19 protein-coding genes and 1 riboswitch are annotated in these 17,305 nt (G+C 70.6%); of the genes, 6 read left to right on the forward strand and 13 right to left on the reverse strand.

The window, feature by feature from the left end; genetic code table 11:
- Window positions 1–5: 5 nt before the first annotated feature.
- Window positions 6–212, reverse strand: a complete 207-nt coding sequence (locus ABZ860_RS30440; RefSeq protein ID WP_357226511.1) for a CGNR zinc finger domain-containing protein — start codon at window positions 210–212, stop codon at window positions 6–8.
- Here ABZ860_RS30440 and ABZ860_RS30445 point away from each other — a divergent pair.
- A complete protein-coding gene (locus ABZ860_RS30445; RefSeq protein WP_357226514.1) occupies window positions 198–692 on the forward strand; it encodes a hypothetical protein in 495 nt (164 codons plus the stop codon). The two genes, ABZ860_RS30440 and ABZ860_RS30445, sit on opposite strands and share 15 nt — an antisense overlap.
- Window positions 693–1,147: 455 nt before the next feature.
- Here the strand turns inward: ABZ860_RS30445 and ABZ860_RS30450 are convergent, their stop codons facing one another.
- A complete protein-coding gene (locus ABZ860_RS30450) occupies window positions 1,148–1,456 on the reverse strand; it encodes a hypothetical protein (RefSeq protein ID WP_357226516.1) in 309 nt (102 codons plus the stop codon).
- Between the two features lie 137 nt (window positions 1,457–1,593).
- On the opposite strand from ABZ860_RS30450, the gene ABZ860_RS30455 reads away from it, so the two are divergent.
- Both ABZ860_RS30455 and ABZ860_RS30460 read left to right on the forward strand, forming a co-directional pair.
- Entirely contained in the window at window positions 1,594–3,579 is a 1,986-nt protein-coding gene (locus tag ABZ860_RS30455) for an AAA family ATPase (RefSeq protein WP_357226517.1), read from the forward strand.
- Window positions 3,576–4,004: a GNAT family N-acetyltransferase gene (locus ABZ860_RS30460; RefSeq protein WP_357226519.1), complete on the forward strand. Its 429-nt coding sequence runs from the start codon at window positions 3,576–3,578 to the stop codon at window positions 4,002–4,004. Before ABZ860_RS30455 ends, ABZ860_RS30460 begins: the two co-directional genes overlap by 4 nt.
- 72 nt (window positions 4,005–4,076) lie before the next feature.
- On the opposite strand, the gene groL is transcribed toward ABZ860_RS30460, so the two are convergent.
- The 5 genes from groL to ABZ860_RS30485 form a co-directional block, all read right to left on the reverse strand.
- On the reverse strand, window positions 4,077–5,699 hold the full coding sequence (gene groL / locus ABZ860_RS30465) for a chaperonin GroEL (RefSeq protein WP_079319299.1): 1,623 nt from the start codon (window positions 5,697–5,699) through the stop codon (window positions 4,077–4,079).
- Between the two features lie 555 nt (window positions 5,700–6,254).
- Entirely contained in the window at window positions 6,255–6,455 is a 201-nt protein-coding gene (locus ABZ860_RS30470) for a cold-shock protein (protein ID WP_079319298.1), read from the reverse strand.
- 257 nt (window positions 6,456–6,712) lie between these two features.
- Window positions 6,713–6,988 (reverse strand): MoaD/ThiS family protein, encoded by a 276-nt coding sequence (locus tag ABZ860_RS30475; protein WP_030509193.1) that lies wholly within the window; start codon window positions 6,986–6,988, stop codon window positions 6,713–6,715.
- 45 nt (window positions 6,989–7,033) lie between these two features.
- On the reverse strand, window positions 7,034–8,296 hold the full coding sequence (gene thrC / locus ABZ860_RS30480) for a threonine synthase (protein ID WP_357226521.1): 1,263 nt from the start codon (window positions 8,294–8,296) through the stop codon (window positions 7,034–7,036).
- A gap of 14 nt (window positions 8,297–8,310) precedes the next feature.
- Window positions 8,311–8,451, reverse strand: a riboswitch (SAM riboswitch).
- A gap of 96 nt (window positions 8,452–8,547) precedes the next feature.
- Window positions 8,548–9,099 (reverse strand): sigma-70 family RNA polymerase sigma factor, encoded by a 552-nt coding sequence (locus ABZ860_RS30485; RefSeq protein WP_357226524.1) that lies wholly within the window; start codon window positions 9,097–9,099, stop codon window positions 8,548–8,550.
- 103 nt (window positions 9,100–9,202) lie between these two features.
- Here ABZ860_RS30485 and ABZ860_RS30490 point away from each other — a divergent pair, with 103 nt between their 5' ends.
- Window positions 9,203–10,627 (forward strand): trehalose-6-phosphate synthase, encoded by a 1,425-nt coding sequence (locus ABZ860_RS30490; RefSeq protein ID WP_357226526.1) that lies wholly within the window; start codon window positions 9,203–9,205, stop codon window positions 10,625–10,627.
- 45 nt (window positions 10,628–10,672) lie between these two features.
- Window positions 10,673–11,833, forward strand: coding sequence for an MFS transporter (locus ABZ860_RS30495; protein ID WP_357226529.1), 1,161 nt, complete (start codon window positions 10,673–10,675; stop codon window positions 11,831–11,833).
- 26 nt (window positions 11,834–11,859) lie between these two features.
- Here the strand turns inward: ABZ860_RS30495 and ABZ860_RS30500 are convergent, their stop codons facing one another.
- From ABZ860_RS30500 to ABZ860_RS30515, 4 genes are all read right to left on the reverse strand, one after another.
- A complete protein-coding gene (locus ABZ860_RS30500) occupies window positions 11,860–12,459 on the reverse strand; it encodes a hypothetical protein (RefSeq protein ID WP_357226531.1) in 600 nt (199 codons plus the stop codon).
- 72 nt (window positions 12,460–12,531) lie between these two features.
- Window positions 12,532–13,131 carry a hypothetical protein gene (locus ABZ860_RS30505; protein ID WP_357226533.1) on the reverse strand — a complete coding sequence of 200 codons (600 nt, stop codon included), beginning with the start codon at window positions 13,129–13,131 and terminating at the stop codon, window positions 12,532–12,534.
- Window positions 13,132–13,141: 10 nt separating this feature from the next.
- A complete protein-coding gene (gene otsB / locus ABZ860_RS30510; RefSeq protein WP_357226535.1) occupies window positions 13,142–13,963 on the reverse strand; it encodes a trehalose-phosphatase in 822 nt (273 codons plus the stop codon).
- Between the two features lie 93 nt (window positions 13,964–14,056).
- The gene (locus ABZ860_RS30515; RefSeq protein ID WP_079319307.1) at window positions 14,057–14,338 is read right to left on the reverse strand and encodes a DUF3263 domain-containing protein; all 282 of its coding nucleotides are present in this window, start codon (window positions 14,336–14,338) and stop codon (window positions 14,057–14,059) included.
- 106 nt (window positions 14,339–14,444) lie between these two features.
- Here ABZ860_RS30515 and ABZ860_RS30520 point away from each other — a divergent pair, with 106 nt between their 5' ends.
- Window positions 14,445–15,251 (forward strand): SAM-dependent chlorinase/fluorinase, encoded by an 807-nt coding sequence (locus tag ABZ860_RS30520; RefSeq protein ID WP_357226537.1) that lies wholly within the window; start codon window positions 14,445–14,447, stop codon window positions 15,249–15,251.
- Between the two features lie 11 nt (window positions 15,252–15,262).
- Here the strand turns inward: ABZ860_RS30520 and ABZ860_RS30525 are convergent, their stop codons facing one another.
- Window positions 15,263–16,279, reverse strand: coding sequence for a dipeptide ABC transporter ATP-binding protein (locus ABZ860_RS30525; RefSeq protein ID WP_357226540.1), 1,017 nt, complete (start codon window positions 16,277–16,279; stop codon window positions 15,263–15,265).
- Window positions 16,263–17,294, reverse strand: a complete 1,032-nt coding sequence (locus ABZ860_RS30530; RefSeq protein WP_357226541.1) for an ABC transporter ATP-binding protein — start codon at window positions 17,292–17,294, stop codon at window positions 16,263–16,265. The genes ABZ860_RS30525 and ABZ860_RS30530 overlap by 17 nt, the downstream gene beginning before the upstream one ends.
- Window positions 17,295–17,305 lie beyond the last annotated feature (11 nt).

The raw sequence follows: 17,305 nt of genomic DNA on the forward strand, positions 1-17,305 counted from the left end.
CCCGGTCACGTACGGCGCCGGGCGCGGTAGGCGCTGGCCTTGGCCCGGTTCTGGCACGACAGATCGCAGAAGCGGCGCGAGGCGTTGCGCGTGGTGTCGAAGAAGACCAGGGAGCACGTCGCGGCCTGGCACGCGCCGAGCCGCTTCCCCTGACCGACCTCGATGACCATGGCCGGCGCGGTGCCCATGTCGGCGGCGTGGACGTCGTCCACCGGCCGCTCGCCGCGGCCAACCTCGACCTTCCTTGGCCGCAGGAGCCGCACCTCGCGCTGTGGCAGGCCTACACGGTGCTGCGCGAGCACCGCGGCGACGGGCACCTGACGGCCCTGCACGCCGCCGGTCTGGACGCCTGCGAGGCCCAGGTCTCCTTCGCCGCCGTCGGGGCGGCCCCGGCGGAGAACTTCGCCGGCCGCGGCTGGAGCGACGAGGAATGGGCCGCCGCACGCGACCGGCTCGCCGCACGCGGACTGATCGACGGCGAGGGAACGGCCACCGCGGCGGGGCGGGCGCTGCGCGACCAGGTCGAGCGCATGACCGACGAGCTGGCGGCGGCTCCATGGCGGGCGCTCGGCGAGGCGGGGGCCGAACGGCTGGCCGAGCTCAACCGGCCGCTGCTCGGGGCCGTGTTCGAGTCGGGCCTGCTGCCCGCTGTCAACACACTCGGCATCGGCAAGATCCAGGCCCCCGCGTGAGGTGAGGGGCGGCCGGCCACGCGCGCGGCCGGCACTCGGCAGGGTGTCCACGAACGTCGGCCGGGCCGGGCGCCGCGCCGGAAGAGACCTCCGGTCCTCGCGAAGCCCGCTCCACTCTCCAAGCCCGGTTGACGTGCGCGGACAACCCTAGGTCCAGGAGATGCCCTTGGGCCTTGTCACCACATCACCCCCTCGCGTCCTACCCTCACATGATGCAGTCGTGATGGCGGCAATACCCAGCAGATAAGGCGAATCACGCAATATACGCATTTTTCGTCTTGCTCCTGGTTTGTCGCTGCCATTGCCTCGCGCGCCGGCGAGCACCTGCGGCTCACACAACGCGGCATATCAGGACAAATCACCCCACTACTGCATGCCGTTTCTCCGGCGGCCCGACGATGGAGCGCTCCATCGCCTCCGCCGGAGAGCTTTCCGTGCCGGTCATCGGGAGGCGGTCACTGGGCGGCCAGGCCGCCGACGAACAGCACCACCAGCGCGACGACCCAGGCCGCCACGGCGACGCCGTACAGGGACTCGCGCCTGGCGAGCCAGGCGACCCCGGTGACGCATGCCGCGACCACCCCGACCATCACGGACAGCGCGATCACCGAGGCGATCCGGTCGGCGCAGTCCGGCGCCGGTCCCAGGCTCGTCATGCAGAAGGCCTGTCTGCTCCAGTCGCCGAAGACCGCGAACCCCCACAGCGTGGCGAGAAGCAGGCTCGCCGCCGCCGGGATCGCCGGAGGAACCACGGTGCGCGTCACCCGGGTACAGATACCCGCCCCGGGAAACGGCGACACGCGAGAGAAATACCGTTTCGGCATCGCGCCGTCCATCGCTAAGCTCTTGTGCTTCCCGCTTCCACAAGTCCTGTCCCCGTCATGCCCGGAGGAGCTTCCGCATGCCCGGAAATGTGCTCGAAGCCGAGCGCGCCCATCTCGCGGCCTCCCGCGCCGCGCTGCGAGCGATGCGCGAGCACGCGCAGTCGCTGTCGGCGGACGCCGCAGGCGACTGGGTGTCGCAGCAGGTGCTGCAGGGCCTGCTCGACCAGCGGGTGGCCGCGCTGGCCGACCACCCCGACGCGCCGCTGTTCTTCGGCCGGTTGGATCGCGAGGCCGGCGACGACCTGCCGAGCACGGTCTACGTCGGCCGCAGGCACGTCCACGACGAGAGCAGCCGGCCCCTCGTGATCGACTGGCGCGCCCCGATCTCGCGCGCCTTCTACCAGGCCAGTCCCGCCGACCCCATGGGGGTCGCGCTGCGCCGCAGGTTCGGCTACCAGGGCGGCGACCTCACCGCGTACGAGGACGAACCGCTCGACGGCAGGGCGCTCGGGCAGAGCAGGCTGCTGACCGAGGAGATCGAGCGGCCCCGCACCGGCCCGATGCGGGACATCGTGGCGACCATCCAGCCCGACCAGGACGAGATCGTCCGCGCCGACCTCGGCGTGACCGTCTGCGTGCAGGGCGCGCCCGGCACCGGCAAGACGGCCGTGGGCCTGCACCGCGCGGCCTACCTGCTGTTCACCCACCGCGAGAAGCTGGCGCGCTCGGGCGTGACGATCGTCGGGCCCAACCGGGCCTTCCTCTCCTACATCTCCTCGGTGCTGCCCGCGCTCGGCGAGGTGAAGGTCGACCAGACGACGGTGGCCGGTGTCCTCGGCGACCACGCCCACCCCGAGGACCCCGCGGCGGCGGCCGTGAAGGGCGACGCCCGCATGGCCGAGGTCGTCAAGCGGGCGCTGTGGCTGCACGTCACCAAGCCGGCCGAGGGGGTGCTGTTCACCAAGGGCATCAACCGCTACCGGGTGCCCGATCACGAGGTGCGTGAGATCGTCGCCTCGCTGCGCGGCACGACGAGGTACGGCCCCGGCCGCGCCACCCTGGCCCAGCGGCTCGCCCACGCCGTGCTCGTCCAGATGGAACGGCGCGGCGAGTCGCCCGACGACCGGGTGCAGGACGCGGTGGCCCGGTCGAAGCCGGTCAAGGCCGTGCTGGACGCCGCCTGGCCGAAGCTCACCCCCGAGCAGGTGCTGTTCCGGTTGCTGTCGGACCCCGAGTTCCTGGCCAAGGCGGCCCGGTCGGACCTCTCGCCCGAGGAGCAGCAGCTCATCGTGTGGCGCAAGCCGTACAAGTCGCACCGGTCGGCCAAGTGGACGGCGGCCGACGCGGCGCTGCTGGACGAACTCGGCGACCTGATCGAGCGGACGCCGTCGCAGGGCCACCTCGTGGTGGACGAGGCGCAGGACCTGTCGGCGATGCAGTTGCGCGCGCTCGGACGCCGCTGCCGCACCGGCTCGGCGACGGTGCTCGGCGACCTCGCCCAGGGCACGACGCCCTGGTCGGCGCGTTCGTGGAAGACCGTGCTCGACCACCTCGGTCAGCCCTCGGGCGAGGTCACCGAGCTCACGCTCGGCTTCCGTGTGCCCCGGGAGGTCCTCGACTTCGCCGCGCGGCTGCTGCCCTCGGTCGCGCCGGAGCTCGCCCCGCCGCGCTCGCTGCGTCCCGGCGCCGGCTCCCTGTCCGTGCGCCGCGAGACCGACGTCGCCGCCGCCCTCCCCGAGGCCGTACGGCAGGCCCTCGCGCAGGAGGGCTCCATCGGGGTCATCGCGGCGGACTCCGGCCTTCCCTCGCTCTCCGCGGCCCTGGAGGCCGCCGGGGTGCCGCACACGGTGCTCGGCCCCGACTCGACGGGCGACGACCGGGTGCTGCTGGTGCCGGCGACGCTCGCCAAGGGTCTGGAGTACGACCACGTGATCGTCGCCGAGCCGGCCGCGATCGCGGAGGCCGAGGAGCGCGGCCTCGCCCGCCTCTACGTGGTCCTCACCCGGGCGGTAACGTCACTGACCGTCCTGCACAGCCGCGATCTTCCCGAGGAGCTGCGATGACTTCGCCCGACGTGCACGTCCGTCACGGGGGGCTCGACGACGTCCCGTCCGTGTTGCGGTTCTGGCTGGAAGCGGCGGAGAACACCGACAGGCACGACGACGCCGGCAAGGTCGTGGCCCTGATCGAGCGCGATCCCGAGGCGCTGCTCCTCGCCGAGATCGACGGCCGCCTGGTCGGCACGCTCATCGCCGGATGGGACGGCTGGCGCGCCCACCTCTACCGGCTCGCCGTGGACCCCGCCCACCGGCGCATGGGTATCGGATCGCGGCTGATCCAGGCCGCCGAGGAGCGGTTCAGGAAGTTCGGCGCGTTCCGCGCGGACGCGATGGTCCTGCACGACAACGCCCTGGCGCACCACGCGTGGACGGCGGCGGGATACGCGATGCAGACCGACTGCGCCCGCTGGGTCAGGCGCCTCACCTGAGTCGCACAACGGGAAAGGGCGGCTCCCCCGAGGGGGAACCGCCCTTCCGTTGAGACGAAGCAGGCAGATGGATCAGAAGTCCATGTCGCCGCCGCCGGGCATGGCGGGGGCCTTCTCCTTCTCGGGCTTCTCGGCGATGACGGCCTCGGTGGTCAGGAACAGCGCCGCGATGGACGCCGCGTTCTGCAGCGCCGAGCGGGTGACCTTCGCCGGGTCGATGATGCCGGACTCGAACATGTTGACGTACTCGCCGGTCGCGGCGTTGAGGCCCTCACCAGCCGGGAGGTTGCGGACCTTCTCCACTACGACGCCGCCCTCGAGGCCGGCGTTGACGGCGATCTGCTTCAGCGGCTCCTCGAGAGCCTTGCGGACGATCGCGGCACCGGTGGCCTCGTCGCCGTTGACCTCGAGCTTGTCGAACGCGTTGGCGCCGGCCTGCAGCAGGGCCACGCCACCGCCGGGGACGATGCCCTCCTCGACCGCGGCCTTGGCGTTGCGGACGGCGTCCTCGATGCGGTGCTTGCGCTCCTTGAGCTCGACCTCGGTAGCCGCGCCGGCCTTGATGACGGCGACGCCGCCGGCCAGCTTGGCGAGGCGCTCCTGGAGCTTCTCGCGGTCGTAGTCGGAGTCGGTGCGCTCGATCTCGGCGCGGATCTCGTTGACCCGGCCGGCGATCTGCTCGGCGTCACCGGCGCCGTCGACGATCGTGGTCTCGTCCTTGGTGACGACGACCTTGCGGGCGCGGCCGAGCAGGTCGAGGGTGGCGTTCTCGAGCTTGAGGCCGACCTCCTCGGAGATGACCTGGCCACCGGTGAGGATGGCGATGTCGCCCAGCATGGCCTTGCGGCGGTCGCCGAAGCCCGGAGCCTTGACTGCCACGGACTTGAACAGGCCGCGGATCTTGTTGACGACCAGGGTGGCCAGGGCCTCGCCCTCGACGTCCTCGGCGATGATGACCAGCGGCTTGCCGGACTGCACGACCTTGTCGAGCAGCGGCAGCAGGTCCTTGTTCGCCGAGACCTTGGAGTTGACGATCAGGATGTACGGGTCCTCGAAGACCGCCTCCATGCGCTCGGGGTCGGTCACGAAGTAGCCGGACACGTAGCCCTTGTCGAAGCGCATGCCCTCGGTGAGCTCCAGCTCCAGGCCGAAGGTGTTGCTCTCCTCGACGGTGATGACGCCTTCCTTGCCCACCTTGTCCATCGCCTCGGCGATGAGGGCGCCGATCTCGGTGTCGGCGGCGGAGATGGAGGCGGTGGAGGCGATCTGCTCCTTGGTCTCCACGTCCTTGGCGAGCTTCGACAGCTCCTCGCTGACGCGCTCGACGGCGGCCTCGATGCCCTTCTTCAGCGCCATCGGGTTGGCGCCGGCGGCCACGTTGCGCAGACCCTCGCGGACCAGCGCCTGGGCGAGCACGGTGGCCGTCGTGGTGCCGTCACCGGCGACGTCGTCGGTCTTCTTCGCGACTTCCTTGACCAGCTCGGCGCCGATCTTCTCCCACGGGTCCTCGAGCTCGATCTCCTTCGCGATGGAGACACCGTCGTTGGTGATCGTGGGGGCGCCCCACTTCTTCTCCAGCACGACGTTGCGGCCCTTGGGGCCGAGGGTCACCTTCACGGCGTCGGCGAGCTGGTTCATACCGCGCTCGAGACCGCGCCGGGCGTCCTCGTCAAACGCGATCATCTTGGCTGCCATTAGGCTAGACCTCCCAGTAGCAGGGTGTCTTCAACGGACCGAGCCGACGCCCGCGACGGCTTGGACCCGCTATCCCTGCGCGGGCCCCATCGCCCCGATCCCGGTTGTTGTCACTCTCGACCTCAGAGTGCCAAACAAGTATTTAGCACTCTCCCCCTGAGAGTGCAAGCGGAAGCCGTGCTGACCAGCTTGGACGGCATGTCCAGAACAGCGCGAAGCGGGCGACACCAAGCAAGCCGCCGGGGCGCGCCGGCGTCTGGACCGAGGAACGCGCGCAGCGAGGCACGAGCGAGCACGTGACGAGGGAAGACAACGGATAAGAGCGCCTCGGCGAGCGCAGCGGGCGACACCGAGCAAGCCGTCGGGGCGCGCCGGTGTCTGGACCGAGGAACGCGCGCAGCGAGGCACGAGCGAGCACGTGACGAGGGCTGTGCTCCCGGCGCGCCTCCGGCACGACCCCGCGGATAAGAGCGCCTCGGCGAGCGCAGCGGGGAACACGACGGAGGGCCCGGCGCGCGGATCCGCGCGCCGGGCCCTCCAAGGTCGATGACGGGATCAGACGGCCCGTACGGCCTCCGCCTGCGGGCCCTTCTGACCCTGCGTGATGTCGAACTCAACCCGCTGACCCTGCTCGAGGGCCTTGTAGCCGTCCATCAGGATTGCCGAGTAATGGACGAACACGTCCTTACCACCGTCTACCGCGATGAAGCCGTAGCCCTTGTCCGCGTTAAACCATTTGACGGTGCCCTGCGCCACTTCCGACTCCTCTTGCTGGGCTGGGGACCACACCCAAGAAGCCCCCGGTTTTGTCGATCGTCCTCGACCATACCCGTGTCAAGGCGTAGGACAACAGAGTCAATCCGCAAACTACTACTTGGCGTTCGCTCAAAGCAGGATCGGAGAATATTCACTTTGCTGTTGAATAGTTGAGAGCTGCACCATTTGCCATGCCATCGCATGCTTCTTCATCCGATAGAAGTGCATGTCAGGTGCTCGACTCCCGGCGCGGCGGCTCAGCCTCCGGCTACGGCGGGGATGACCGAAATCTGCACCCCGTCCGGCGTGGCGGTGTCCAGACCGTCGGCAAATCGGACGTCCTCTTCCCCGACGTAGACGTTGACAAAACGCCGAATCTTACCCGTTTCGTCCAGGATGCGCCCGCCGATGCCGGGGTAGTCCGCGTCCAGCTTCTGCAGGACCTCGCGGAGCGTTCCCCCCTCCCCGCTCACCTCCGCGGCTCCGTTGGTGTACGTCCGGAGAATCGTCGGAATCCGCACGGAAACGCTCATTGTTCGCTCGCTTTCGTTACTGCCGATGGGCCTTTTGAAACGCTTTCAGTTGGCGAATGCCGTACGGAAGGCGTCGAGAGAGGGACGGATGACGGCGGCGGGACGGGCGTGCTCGGCCACCGCGTCGAGCGTCTTGAGCCCGTCGCCGGTGTTCAGCACCACGGTCTCGGCGTCGGGGTCGAGGCGGCCCTCGCGCACCAGCTTGCGCAGCACACCGACCGTGACACCGCCCGCGGTCTCGGCGAAGACGCCCTCGGTCCTGGCCAGCAGGCGGATCGCCTCGACCACTTCCTGGTCGTTCACGTCCTCCACCGCGCCGCCCGTCCGGCGCGCGATGTCGAGCACGTACGGCCCGTCCGCCGGGTTGCCGATGGCCAGGGACTTGGCGATGGTGTCGGGCCGCACCGGCTGCACCACGTCCTGCCCGGCCTTGTACGCCCGGGAGACCGGCGAGCAGCCCTCGGCCTGCGCCCCGAAGATCCGGTAGGGACGCTCCTCGACCAGCCCCAGCTTGATCAGCTCACGGAAACCCTTGTCGATCTTGGTGAGCTGGGAGCCGGACGCCACCGGGATGACGATCTGGTCGGGCAGCCGCCAGCCGAGCTGCTCGGCGATCTCGTACGCCAGCGTCTTGGAGCCCTCGGCATAGAAGGGCCGGAGGTTGACGTTGACGAAGCCCCACTTCTCACCCAGCTCGTCACCGATGAGCTCGGAGCAGAAGCGGTTGACCTCGTCGTAGTTGCCGTCGATGGCGACCAGGCGGCCGCCGTACACGGCGGCCATGGTGACCTTGGCCGGCTCCAGGTCGGCGGGGATGAACACGCAGGACTCCAGCCCGGCCCGCGCGGCGGCCGCGCTCACCGCGCCGGCGAGGTTGCCGGTGGAGGAGCACGACAGGGTGTGGAAGCCGAAGTTGCGCGCGGCCTCCAGCGCGATCGCGACGACCCGGTCCTTGAAGGAGTGGGTCGGGTTGCCGGAGTCGTCCTTGACGTGAAGCGACCGCAGGCCCAGCTCGGCCGCCAGCCTGTCGGCCTTAACGAGCTTGGTCCAGCCGGGCTGGAGGTTGGGCTTGGCCGTCACGCCGGGGGGAACGGGGAGCAGGGAGCGGTACCGCCAGATGTTCGCCGGGCCGGATTCGATGTCCTCCCGGCGGATCTCGCCGAAGTCGTACGCCACCTCAAGGGGGCCGAAACACTCCGTACAGGCGAAGATCGGGCCGAGGTCGTAAAGAGCGCCGCATTCGCGACACGAAAGACCGGTGGCGGGGCCGAACTCGACGGTGTTCGCGGCAGTGCTGGTGTGCGCCATGAAGCGAGGCCTTTCCCTCATCTTCGCTCGCGACCACCCTGGCCGCGAGCCGGAATTGGCACCTGTCCCGGCCGGGCCTCGTGGGGCACGAGTTCGACACCGGGGAGGTTGCCGGGGCTTCGCAGGGCCGGTCCCTCCACCCCTCTGGATGAGCATGTTCAGTTGTAGGACCTTCCGAGGAAGGTCCCTAGCACTGTACCCCGGCGTCCCCGGTGTCCGTTCCGTCGTCTCGCATGGCGAGACGATTCGTATCAGCCGTAGGCCTCGCCGAGGGCACTTTGCACGTACTTGCGCGCCTGGTGGATACGCGACTTGACCGTCCCGAGGGGGATCTTCAGCTGCTCGGCGACCTCCGCGTAGTCGAGCTGGCAGATGTCGCGCAGCACGAGCGCCTGGGCGAGGTCGGGCCGCTCGGCCTCCAGCGCCTCCATCGCGTCGAGCAGGTCGAGCCGCGACCCGGCGATGACGCTCACCCGCCGGGGATCGGGCCGCTGCTCGGGCAGCTCCTCCGCCTGCTCCGACGAGCGCCGCTTGAGCGTTCGGTAGGTGGTCCTGGCGCAGTTCACGGTCACGATGTGCAGCCAGGTGCTGAACTTGGCCCGCCCCTCGAACCTCGCGATGTTGCGCGCCACGGCGAGCAGCGTGTCCTGCGCGGCCTCCTCGGCGTCCTGCCGATACGGTAGAAGCCGCTCACAGTGCCGCAGCACGTCGGGCTCGATGCGCCGCAGCAGTTCGCCGAGCGCGCGATGGTCCCCCTGGGCAGCCGATCGGGCCAGGTCCTCGGTCGTGTCGTCCAGTGCCATGCCGTATCCAGCCCTCCCGCGATCGGTTGACATCCTATTGACGGAGGTCGGCTTTTATTAATCTTCCGGCATGCGCGCCCGCTCTGATCGAGGGAACCCCAAGATGAGCAGCACCGTTCTGATCGCGTCCAACCGGGGCCCGGTGTCCTTCACGCTGTCGGACGACGGCGGCCTGACCATGCGCAGGGGCGGCGGCGGGCTCGTCTCCGGCCTGTCCGAGGTGGTCAAAGACACCGACGTCCTGTGGGTCTGCGCGGCCCTGTCGGACGGCGACCGGGGCGCGGTGCGCCAGGCGCCCGGCGGGCGGCTCGACCGGGCCTTCGAGACGGGGCCCATCCGCATGCTGGACATCCCGCCCGCGGTCTTCCACCGGGCCTACAACGCCGTGGCCAACTCGACCCTCTGGTTCGTCAACCACCTGCTCTACAACACGCCCTTCTCCCCCGAGTTCGGCACCCGGTTTCACCGCGAGTGGGAGTCGTACCGCACGTACAACGGCGCCTTCGCGCTGGCCCTGGCCGAGGAGGCGGCGCACCGGGCGCGCGTCATGGTGCAGGACTACCACCTGACGCTGACCCCGGCGATGCTCCGGGTCGAGCGGCCCGACCTGCGCATCGCCCACTTCTCGCACACGCCCTGGGCGCCGCCCGAATACTTCGCGCTGCTGCCCGAGGACGTCGTGGCGGAGGTGCTGACCGGCATCCTCGGCGCCGACCACGCCGGGTTCCTCACCGCGCGCTGGGCCCGCGCCTTCATGGACTGCTGCGAAACGCTGCTCGGGGCCCGGGTGGACCACGCCGCGCGTACGGTCACGCACGACGGGCGGACCACCAGGATCGGCGTCCACCCGCTCGGCGTGAACGGCGAGGCGCTGCTGTCCCGGGCGGCCGAGCAGGACGTCGAGTCGCACATGACCGTGATCAGGGACCTGGTGGGCGACCGGAAGCTGATCGTGCGCATCGACCGCACCGAGCTGTCCAAGAACATCGTGCGCGGCCTGCGGGCCTACCAGGAGTTCCTGGCCGCCCATCCCGAATGGCACGGCCGGGTCGTCCACCTCGCGTTCGCCTATCCCTCCCGCCACGACCTGCCGGAGTACCGCGAGTACACGGCGGCCGTGCAGCGCTGCGCCAAGGAGATCGAGGACGAGTACGCGACCGAGGACTGGGACCCGCTGATCCTCAACGTGAACGACGACTACCCGCGCTCGCTGGCCGCCTACCGGCTGGCCGACGTGCTGCTCGTCAACCCGATCAGGGACGGCATGAACCTGGTGGCCAAGGAGGGCCCGATCCTGTCGCCCCGGTGCGCGCTCGTGCTGTCCCGCGAGGCGGGCGCGGCGGCCGAGCTGGGGGCCGACTCCCTGCTCGTCAACCCCTACGACGTGTCCGGCACGGCGGCGGCGCTGCACGAGGCGCTGACGCTGCCGGAGCAGGAGCGGCTCACGCGCGGTCTGCGGCTGAGGGAGGCCGCCACCGCCCTGCCGCCCCAGCGCTGGTTCGATGACCAGCTCGCCGCGCTGCGCTGACCCAGGCCAGGCGCGCGTGACCTGTTGCGCTACCCTTGCCTGGTTTTGGACCGCAACATAAAGGTCATCAGGGACAGCCCCACCTGGTTGATCTACCTCCAGCTCGCCACCTTCGCCACCTACCTCTACGGCCTGTCGGCCGCCCTGCCCCTGCTGCGCGCCGAGCTCGGCGTGTCCCAGGCCGTCGGCGGGCTGCACGGCACCGGGATGGCACTCGGCGGCATCGCAGGCGGCCTGGCCCTGCCCGCGCTGACCAGGCGGTTCGGGCGCCGCGCCGTCACCTGGGCCGGTCTGGCCGGGATGAACGCCGGGGTGCTCCTCGTCGCGTTCGGGCACGCGCTCCCGTTCACGCTGGCCGGTTTCACGCTCGCCGGCTGCTGCGGCTCGACGGCGCTGTACGTGATGATGGCGGTGCTCAGCGACCACCACGGCCCGGCAGGGGCGGCCGTCATCAGCGAGGCCAACGCGGTCGCCGTCATCGCCGGGATCGCCACCACCTACGCCTTCAGCGTGGTGGCCGAGTCGCCGGCAGGCTGGCGGCCCGCACTGTTCGTGCCGGTGGCCTCCACCCTCCTGGTGGCCCTGCTCATGGGCCGGGTCTGGGTGCCGCCGGTGCCCGCCCCGCCGCCGTCGCTGTCCGCGACCTCCGGCACGATCCCGTACGGCTGGCGCTTCCACGCCGCCGGGGTTGTCCTGCTGTGCTGCGTGGCCCTGGAGTTCGCCTTCAACCTGTGGGCCGCCGAGCTGCTCTCCCAGCGGACCGGGCTGTCGCCCGGCCTGGCGGCGACCGGGCTGACCGCGATGCTGGCCGGCATGGCCGCGGGCCGGTTCGGCGGCGCCCGGCTGGCGCTGCGCTTCGCGCCGGGATCGGTGCTGCTGGGCTCGCTCGGGGTGACCCTGGCGGGCTGGGCGCTGTTTTGGGCCGGGACCTCGGCGCCGGTCTGCTACGCCGGGCTCGCGCTCAGCGGGCTCGGCATCTCGGTGCAGTTCCCCATGGGCCTCACTCGCATGATCGAGGTGTCGGGAGGCCGGCCGGACCAGGCGTCGGGCACGGCCTCGATCTGGGCGGGCGTGGGCTCGGGCAGCGGGCCGTTCGTGCTCGGCGCGCTGGGCGACGGCTTCGGGACGCACACGGCGTTCCTGCTCGCGCCCGCCCTGATCGCGATGGCCGCGGGAGGAGCGGCCGCGTCGAGGACGCGTTCCTAGACGCGTTCCTAGATTCCCTGGGCCGGTCAGTTCCAGGTCGCGTTCTTCAGGATGTCGCTCAGCTGCGGGTTGTCCCACTGGTCGAGGACCAGGATCTTCGACGTGGGCAGATACCACTCGCGCTGGTTGTAGTGCAGCTTCACCCGCCACTTCTTGTCGACGCAGGTCCCGGCCCACTTGTGGTAGTCCGCCTTGTGACCGGGCCCGACCTGCCGCAGTCCCTTGTCCGCGAGCTTCCACTCGCCCTTGTACAGCTTGTAGCTCTTGGGGCAGATGCTGACGTCGGTCGCCGGGTCGTAGCCGTACTTCGGCTTGTACGCCTGGAAGGTGCGGAGCCCGATCTTGAGCGCCTTGGGGCCGAGCACCCAGAAGCTGTGGCACCCCCAGTCGCGGAACCCGAAGTCCTCGGTGCCGTAGGTGGGGCACGAGCCGGTGATGACGCGCACCCAGTCCTTGTCGTCCTTGGCCACCTTCCACGACGTGGGGATCGTGAGGGTCAGGCCGCTCCGCAGGTGGACCTTCTTGGTGCCGCCGCTTTCGCTCGCGAACGCCGCCGCCGGAGCCGCCAGGGAAACCGCCAGCACGGCCAGGCCGGCCGCCGCGGCCGAGATCGTCTTTCTGAACATGTCCGGCACATTAGGCGCGCTCGCTTGCGGACGACTTGCGGCCGGATAGACAGAAGATCGCCGAATGCGGCGTCAGCTCCACGTGGCGTTCTTGAGTATCGTGCTCAGGCCCGGGGTCCTCCACTGGTCGATCACCAGGATCTTCGACGTCGGCAGATACCACTCGCGCTGGTTGAAGCGGGCCTTGACCTTGCCCGAGGTCATGGTCCCGCAGGTGCCCGCCCAGTCGCGGTAGTACGCCTTGTGTCCCGGCCCCACCTGCCGCAGCCCCTTCTCGGCGAGCGTGGTCCGGTGAAGGTAGAGGTTCTTCCTCACCGGGCAGGGCCCGACGTCGGTGGCCGGATAGAACGGGCCGTCCGGCGTGTACGCCTGGAACAGCTCGTGGCCCATCTTGATGGCCTTGGGCCCCATGACCCAGAAGCTGTGGCACCCCGAGTCGCGGAAGCCGTACGTGTCCGTGCCCTTGGTCGGGCACGAGCCGGTGATGACCCGCAGCCAGTCCTTGCGGCTGTCGTCGACCTTCCAGGACGCGGGAATCGTCAGGGTCAGGCCCTTGCGCAGGTGCAGCGTCCTGGTGGCCGCGCTGTCGCTCGCGAACGCCGCCGCCGGAGCCGCCAGGGAGACCGCCAGCACGGCCAGGCCGGCCGCCGCGGCCGAGATCGTTGTCCTCATGCCCGGCACGTTACGCCCGGCCGCTTGCAGACGGCTTGCCGAGCGTTGCCACGAGGTCGCCGAGGAAGGCCACGACGCCGTCGGGCCCGTCCACGACCACGTCGGCCCGCTCCGCCAGGGCGGTCACCTCCGCGGACCCGCTGCACACCCGTACGCCGGGGATCCCGGCCGACTCGACCGCGTCGAAGGCGGCGAGGTCCCCCAGGTCGTCGCCGACGAACATGACCGAGCGGGCGTCCCGCTCGGCGAGGAAGGCCGACAGGGCCCGCCCCTTGTCCATTCCGGCCGGCCGCAACTCCAGCACCATGCGGCCCGGCTCGACCGCCAGCCCGGCCTCCTCGGCCAGCGCCGCGACCGGCCCGCGCAGCGCCTCCAGCGCCCCCGCGGGGTCGGCGCACCGCCGGGTGTGCACGGCGACGGCACGGTCCTTGTCCTCGATCCAGACGCCGTCGAGGCCCCCCACGAGCTGGGGCAGCCGGGCGCGGACGAGGTCGAGCCCCGGCGGCGGTGGCGGGGCCGTCAGGCGGCCGTCCTCCCAGCGTTCCAGTCCGTAGTGGCCGAGGATCACCAGGCCGGGCACGTCGGCGAGGGACGGCCCGCCGGGGACCTCTCCGAGGGCGAGCGCCGTACGCGGCGGGCGGCCGGTGACGATCACGACGGCGCGCACCAGCGGGGCGAGGGCGGCCAGCACGCCGGGCACGCCGGGATGCACCCGGGCGGCGGCGGGGTCGGGCACGATCGGCGAGAGCGTGCCGTCGTAGTCGAGCCCGATCACGGCGCCGACCGGATCGGCGACGATCGCGTCGAGTCCTGCGTGCGCGGGCAGGGTCATGGCCTCACTCCGAAGGGGGTCACGTGCGTACGGCTCGACGACCTCATGCCCCGGGAGCGGGGCTCATGCATGCGAGGGGGAGAGCGACGGGGGTCAGGAGTTCAGTCCGAAGCGGCGGGCCGAGCGGTCGCGCCGCCGGCCGGCCCTCATCCGGCGCAGCCGCTTGACGAGCATGGGGTCGTGCTCCAGCGCCTCGGGCCGGTCGATGAGCTCCCCGAGTAACTGGTAGTACCGGGTCGCGGAGATGCCGAAGGCCTCCCTGATCGCCTGCTCCTTGGCGCCCGCGTAACGCCACCACTGGCGCTCGAACGCCAGCATCTCGCGGTCGCGGTCCGAGAGGTCGAGCCCGTCGCCGCCGGCCGGTTCGGTGTCCATCCGCTCCTCCTCGATCGGCTCGCGGGCCCGTCCCATGGTAATGCCAAGTCCGGGAGGCGAACCCGGGGTGTTCAGGCCGGGCAAGACGGACGTAGTGTCACGTGGTGTGAGCTCTGTAATCACGCTTCTGACCGACTACGGGCTGGAGGACGGGTTCGTCGCCGCGTGCCACGGCGTGATCGCGGGCATCGCTCCGCAGGCTCGGATCATCGACGTGGGTCACCTCGTCCCCGCCGGGGACGTACGGCGCGGCGCGGCCATCCTCGCGCAGACCCTGCCCTACCTGCCGGCCGGCGTCCATCTCGCGGTCGTCGATCCCGCCGTGGGCGGCAACCGGCGCCCGGTCGCCGTGGAGGCGGGGGGACGGGTGTTCCTCGGCCCGGACAACGGCATCCTCTCGTGGGCCGTACGCGCCGCAGGAGGCGCCGACGCCGCCTACGAGCTGACGAACAAGGACCTGTTCCTGGCCAGCGTCTCACCGACCTTCCCGGGACGGGACCTGTTCGCCCCGGTGGCCGCCCACCTGTGCACCGGACGCGCGGTCGCCGACGTGGGGCCGCCGATGCCGGTGGACCGTCTGGTGACCCTGCCCGCGCCGACCTGCCGGTTGCGGGACGGCGCGGCCGAGGGCGAGGTGCTGTCGGTGGACAGGCACGGCAACGTCCAGTTGTCGATCACCGCCTCCGACCTCGCCGAGCTCGGCGTACGGCTCGGCGACACCCTCGCCGTGTGGCTCGGGCGCCGCCAGATCGCCGTGCCGTTCCGGGAGACGTTCACCGCCGTGCCGCCCGGCGACCTGGTGGCGTTCGCCGACTCCGCCGGCCTGGTCGCGATGGCGATCAACGCCGGGGACGCCGCCGACCGCCTGGGCCTGCCCCCGGGCGCGCACGTACGGCTGTCGCCCGGGCGCTGACCCGGCCGGTCCTACTGGGCGTTCACCACGTCGCGGACCTCCGCGAAGTGGCAGGCGCTGGGGTGGCCGCTGCCCGGGCGCGCCTCGAGCGCGGGCGTCTGCTCGGCGCAGATGTCCTGCGCCTTCCAGCACCGCGTGCGGAAGTGGCAGCCCGAGGGCGGGTTGGCCGGCGAGGGCGGGTCGCCCTGCAGGATGATCCGCTGGCGGGTCTCCCGGCCTTCGGGGTCGGGCACCGGCACGGCCGACAGCAGCGCCTGGGTGTAGGGGTGCGTCGGGCTGTCGTAGATCTCCGCGTCGCTGCCCAGCTCGACGATCTTGCCGAGGTACATCACCGCGACCCGGTCGGAGATGTGGCGGACCACCGACAGGTCGTGCGCGATGAAGATGTAGGCGAGGTTGAACTCGTTCTGCAGCCGCTCCAGCAGGTTCATGACCTGGGCCTGGATCGACACGTCGAGCGCGGAGACCGGCTCGTCGCAGATGATGATCTCGGGCTGGAGCGCCAGCCCGCGGGCGATGCCGATGCGCTGGCGCTGGCCGCCGGAGAACTGGTGCGGGTAGCGGTTGATGTGGTCGGGGTTGAGGCCGACCACCTCGAGCAGCTCCTGCACCCGGCGCCGCCTGCCGCCCTTCGGCACGACGTCCGAGTGGATCTCGAACGGCTCCCCCACGATGTCGCCGACGGTCATCCGCGGGTTCAGCGAGGTGTAGGGGTCCTGCATCACCATCTGGATGTTGCGGCGCATCCGCTTGAGCTCGGCGCCCCTGGCCGTGGTGATGTCCCTGCCGTTGACGCGCACGGAGCCCGACGTGGGCCGCTCCAGCGCCATCAGCAGCTTGGCCAGAGTGGACTTGCCGCAGCCCGACTCGCCGACGATGCCGAGCGTCTCGCCCCGGTGCAGGTCGAAGGAGACCCCGTCGACGGCCTTGATCGCGCCGATCTGCCGCTTGACGACGATGCCCTGGGTGAGCGGGAAGTGTTTGACCAGGTCGCGGACTTCGAGGATCGACTCAGTTTTCGCCGTCATCGATGACCTCCCTCCAGTAGTGGCAGGCGCTGCCGCGGGTGCCACTGATCGTGTACAGCGGGGGAACGTCGGTCACGCAGTTGTCCCGCCGGTACGGGCACCGCGGGTGGAAGGCGCAGCCCGTCGGCATCTCCAGCAGGTTGGGCGGCAGGCCCTTGATCGCGTAGAGCTCCTGGCCCTTGTGGTCCACCCTGGGGATGGACTCCAGCAGCCCCTTCGAGTAGGGGTGGGCCGGGTTCTTGTACAGGTCGTGCACCGGGGCGTTCTCGACGATGCGCCCGCCGTACATGACCGCGATCTTGTCGGCGACGTCGGCGACGACGCCCAGGTCGTGCGTGATCAGGATCAGGCCCATGTTGCTGTCGCGCTGCAGCTCTGCGAGCAGGCCCATGATCTGCGCCTGGACGGTCACGTCGAGCGCGGTGGTCGGCTCGTCCGCGATCAGGATCTCCGGGTCGAGCGCGATCGCCATGGCGATCATGATGCGCTGCCGCATGCCGCCGGAGAACTGGTGCGGGAAGTCGTTGACCCGGTCCTTGGCGGCCGGGATCCGCACCCGGTCCATCAGCTCGATGGCCTTCTTCTTGGCCTCCCCCCGCGACGTGCCGCGGTGCATGCGGAACATCTCGGCGATCTGCCAGCCGACCGGGAAGACCGGGTTCAGCGAAGACAGCGCGTCCTGGAAGACCATGGAGATGCCCTCTCCGCGGATCTTCCTGCGCTGGTCCTCCGGGAGCTTGAGCAGGTCGACGCCCCGGAAACGGATCTCGCCCCCGGTGATCTTCCCCGGGGGCATGTCGAGGATGCCCATGATGGTCTGGGCGGTGACGCTCTTGCCCGAGCCCGATTCGCCCAGCACGGCGAGCGTCTCGCCGGCGTCCACGCTGTAGGTCACGCCGTTGACGGCCTTGGCCACGCCCGCCCGGGTGCGGAACTCGACGTGGAGGTTGTCCACCTCCAGCAGGGCGCCGCCGTGGGAGCCTCTGCCCACCTGCTCGGAAAGCACTTCCGTCACTCGCTGTGCCT

It is taken from the genome of Microbispora sp. NPDC046973, from assembly GCF_040644495.1.
In the GTDB taxonomy this organism is placed as follows: Bacteria; Actinomycetota; Actinomycetes; order Streptosporangiales; family Streptosporangiaceae; genus Microbispora.

Excerpts from the sequence above, each read along its gene's own strand:
- ABZ860_RS30455 (WP_357226517.1), top strand. The coding sequence starts at position 1,594 with ATGCCCGGAAATGTGCTCGAAGCCGAGCGCGCCCATCTCGCGGCCTCC.
- ABZ860_RS30460 (WP_357226519.1), top strand. The coding sequence starts at position 3,576 with ATGACTTCGCCCGACGTGCACGTCCGTCACGGGGGGCTCGACGACGTC.
- groL (WP_079319299.1), bottom strand. The coding sequence starts at position 5,699 with ATGGCAGCCAAGATGATCGCGTTTGACGAGGACGCCCGGCGCGGTCTC.
- ABZ860_RS30475 (WP_030509193.1), bottom strand. The coding sequence starts at position 6,988 with ATGAGCGTTTCCGTGCGGATTCCGACGATTCTCCGGACGTACACCAAC.
- thrC (WP_357226521.1), bottom strand. The coding sequence starts at position 8,296 with ATGGCGCACACCAGCACTGCCGCGAACACCGTCGAGTTCGGCCCCGCC.
- ABZ860_RS30485 (WP_357226524.1), bottom strand. The coding sequence starts at position 9,099 with ATGGCACTGGACGACACGACCGAGGACCTGGCCCGATCGGCTGCCCAG.
- ABZ860_RS30490 (WP_357226526.1), top strand. The coding sequence starts at position 9,203 with ATGAGCAGCACCGTTCTGATCGCGTCCAACCGGGGCCCGGTGTCCTTC.
- ABZ860_RS30500 (WP_357226531.1), bottom strand. The coding sequence starts at position 12,459 with ATGTTCAGAAAGACGATCTCGGCCGCGGCGGCCGGCCTGGCCGTGCTG.
- ABZ860_RS30505 (WP_357226533.1), bottom strand. The coding sequence starts at position 13,131 with ATGAGGACAACGATCTCGGCCGCGGCGGCCGGCCTGGCCGTGCTGGCG.
- otsB (WP_357226535.1), bottom strand. The coding sequence starts at position 13,963 with ATGACCCTGCCCGCGCACGCAGGACTCGACGCGATCGTCGCCGATCCG.
- ABZ860_RS30515 (WP_079319307.1), bottom strand. The coding sequence starts at position 14,338 with ATGGACACCGAACCGGCCGGCGGCGACGGGCTCGACCTCTCGGACCGC.
- ABZ860_RS30525 (WP_357226540.1), bottom strand. The coding sequence starts at position 16,279 with ATGACGGCGAAAACTGAGTCGATCCTCGAAGTCCGCGACCTGGTCAAA.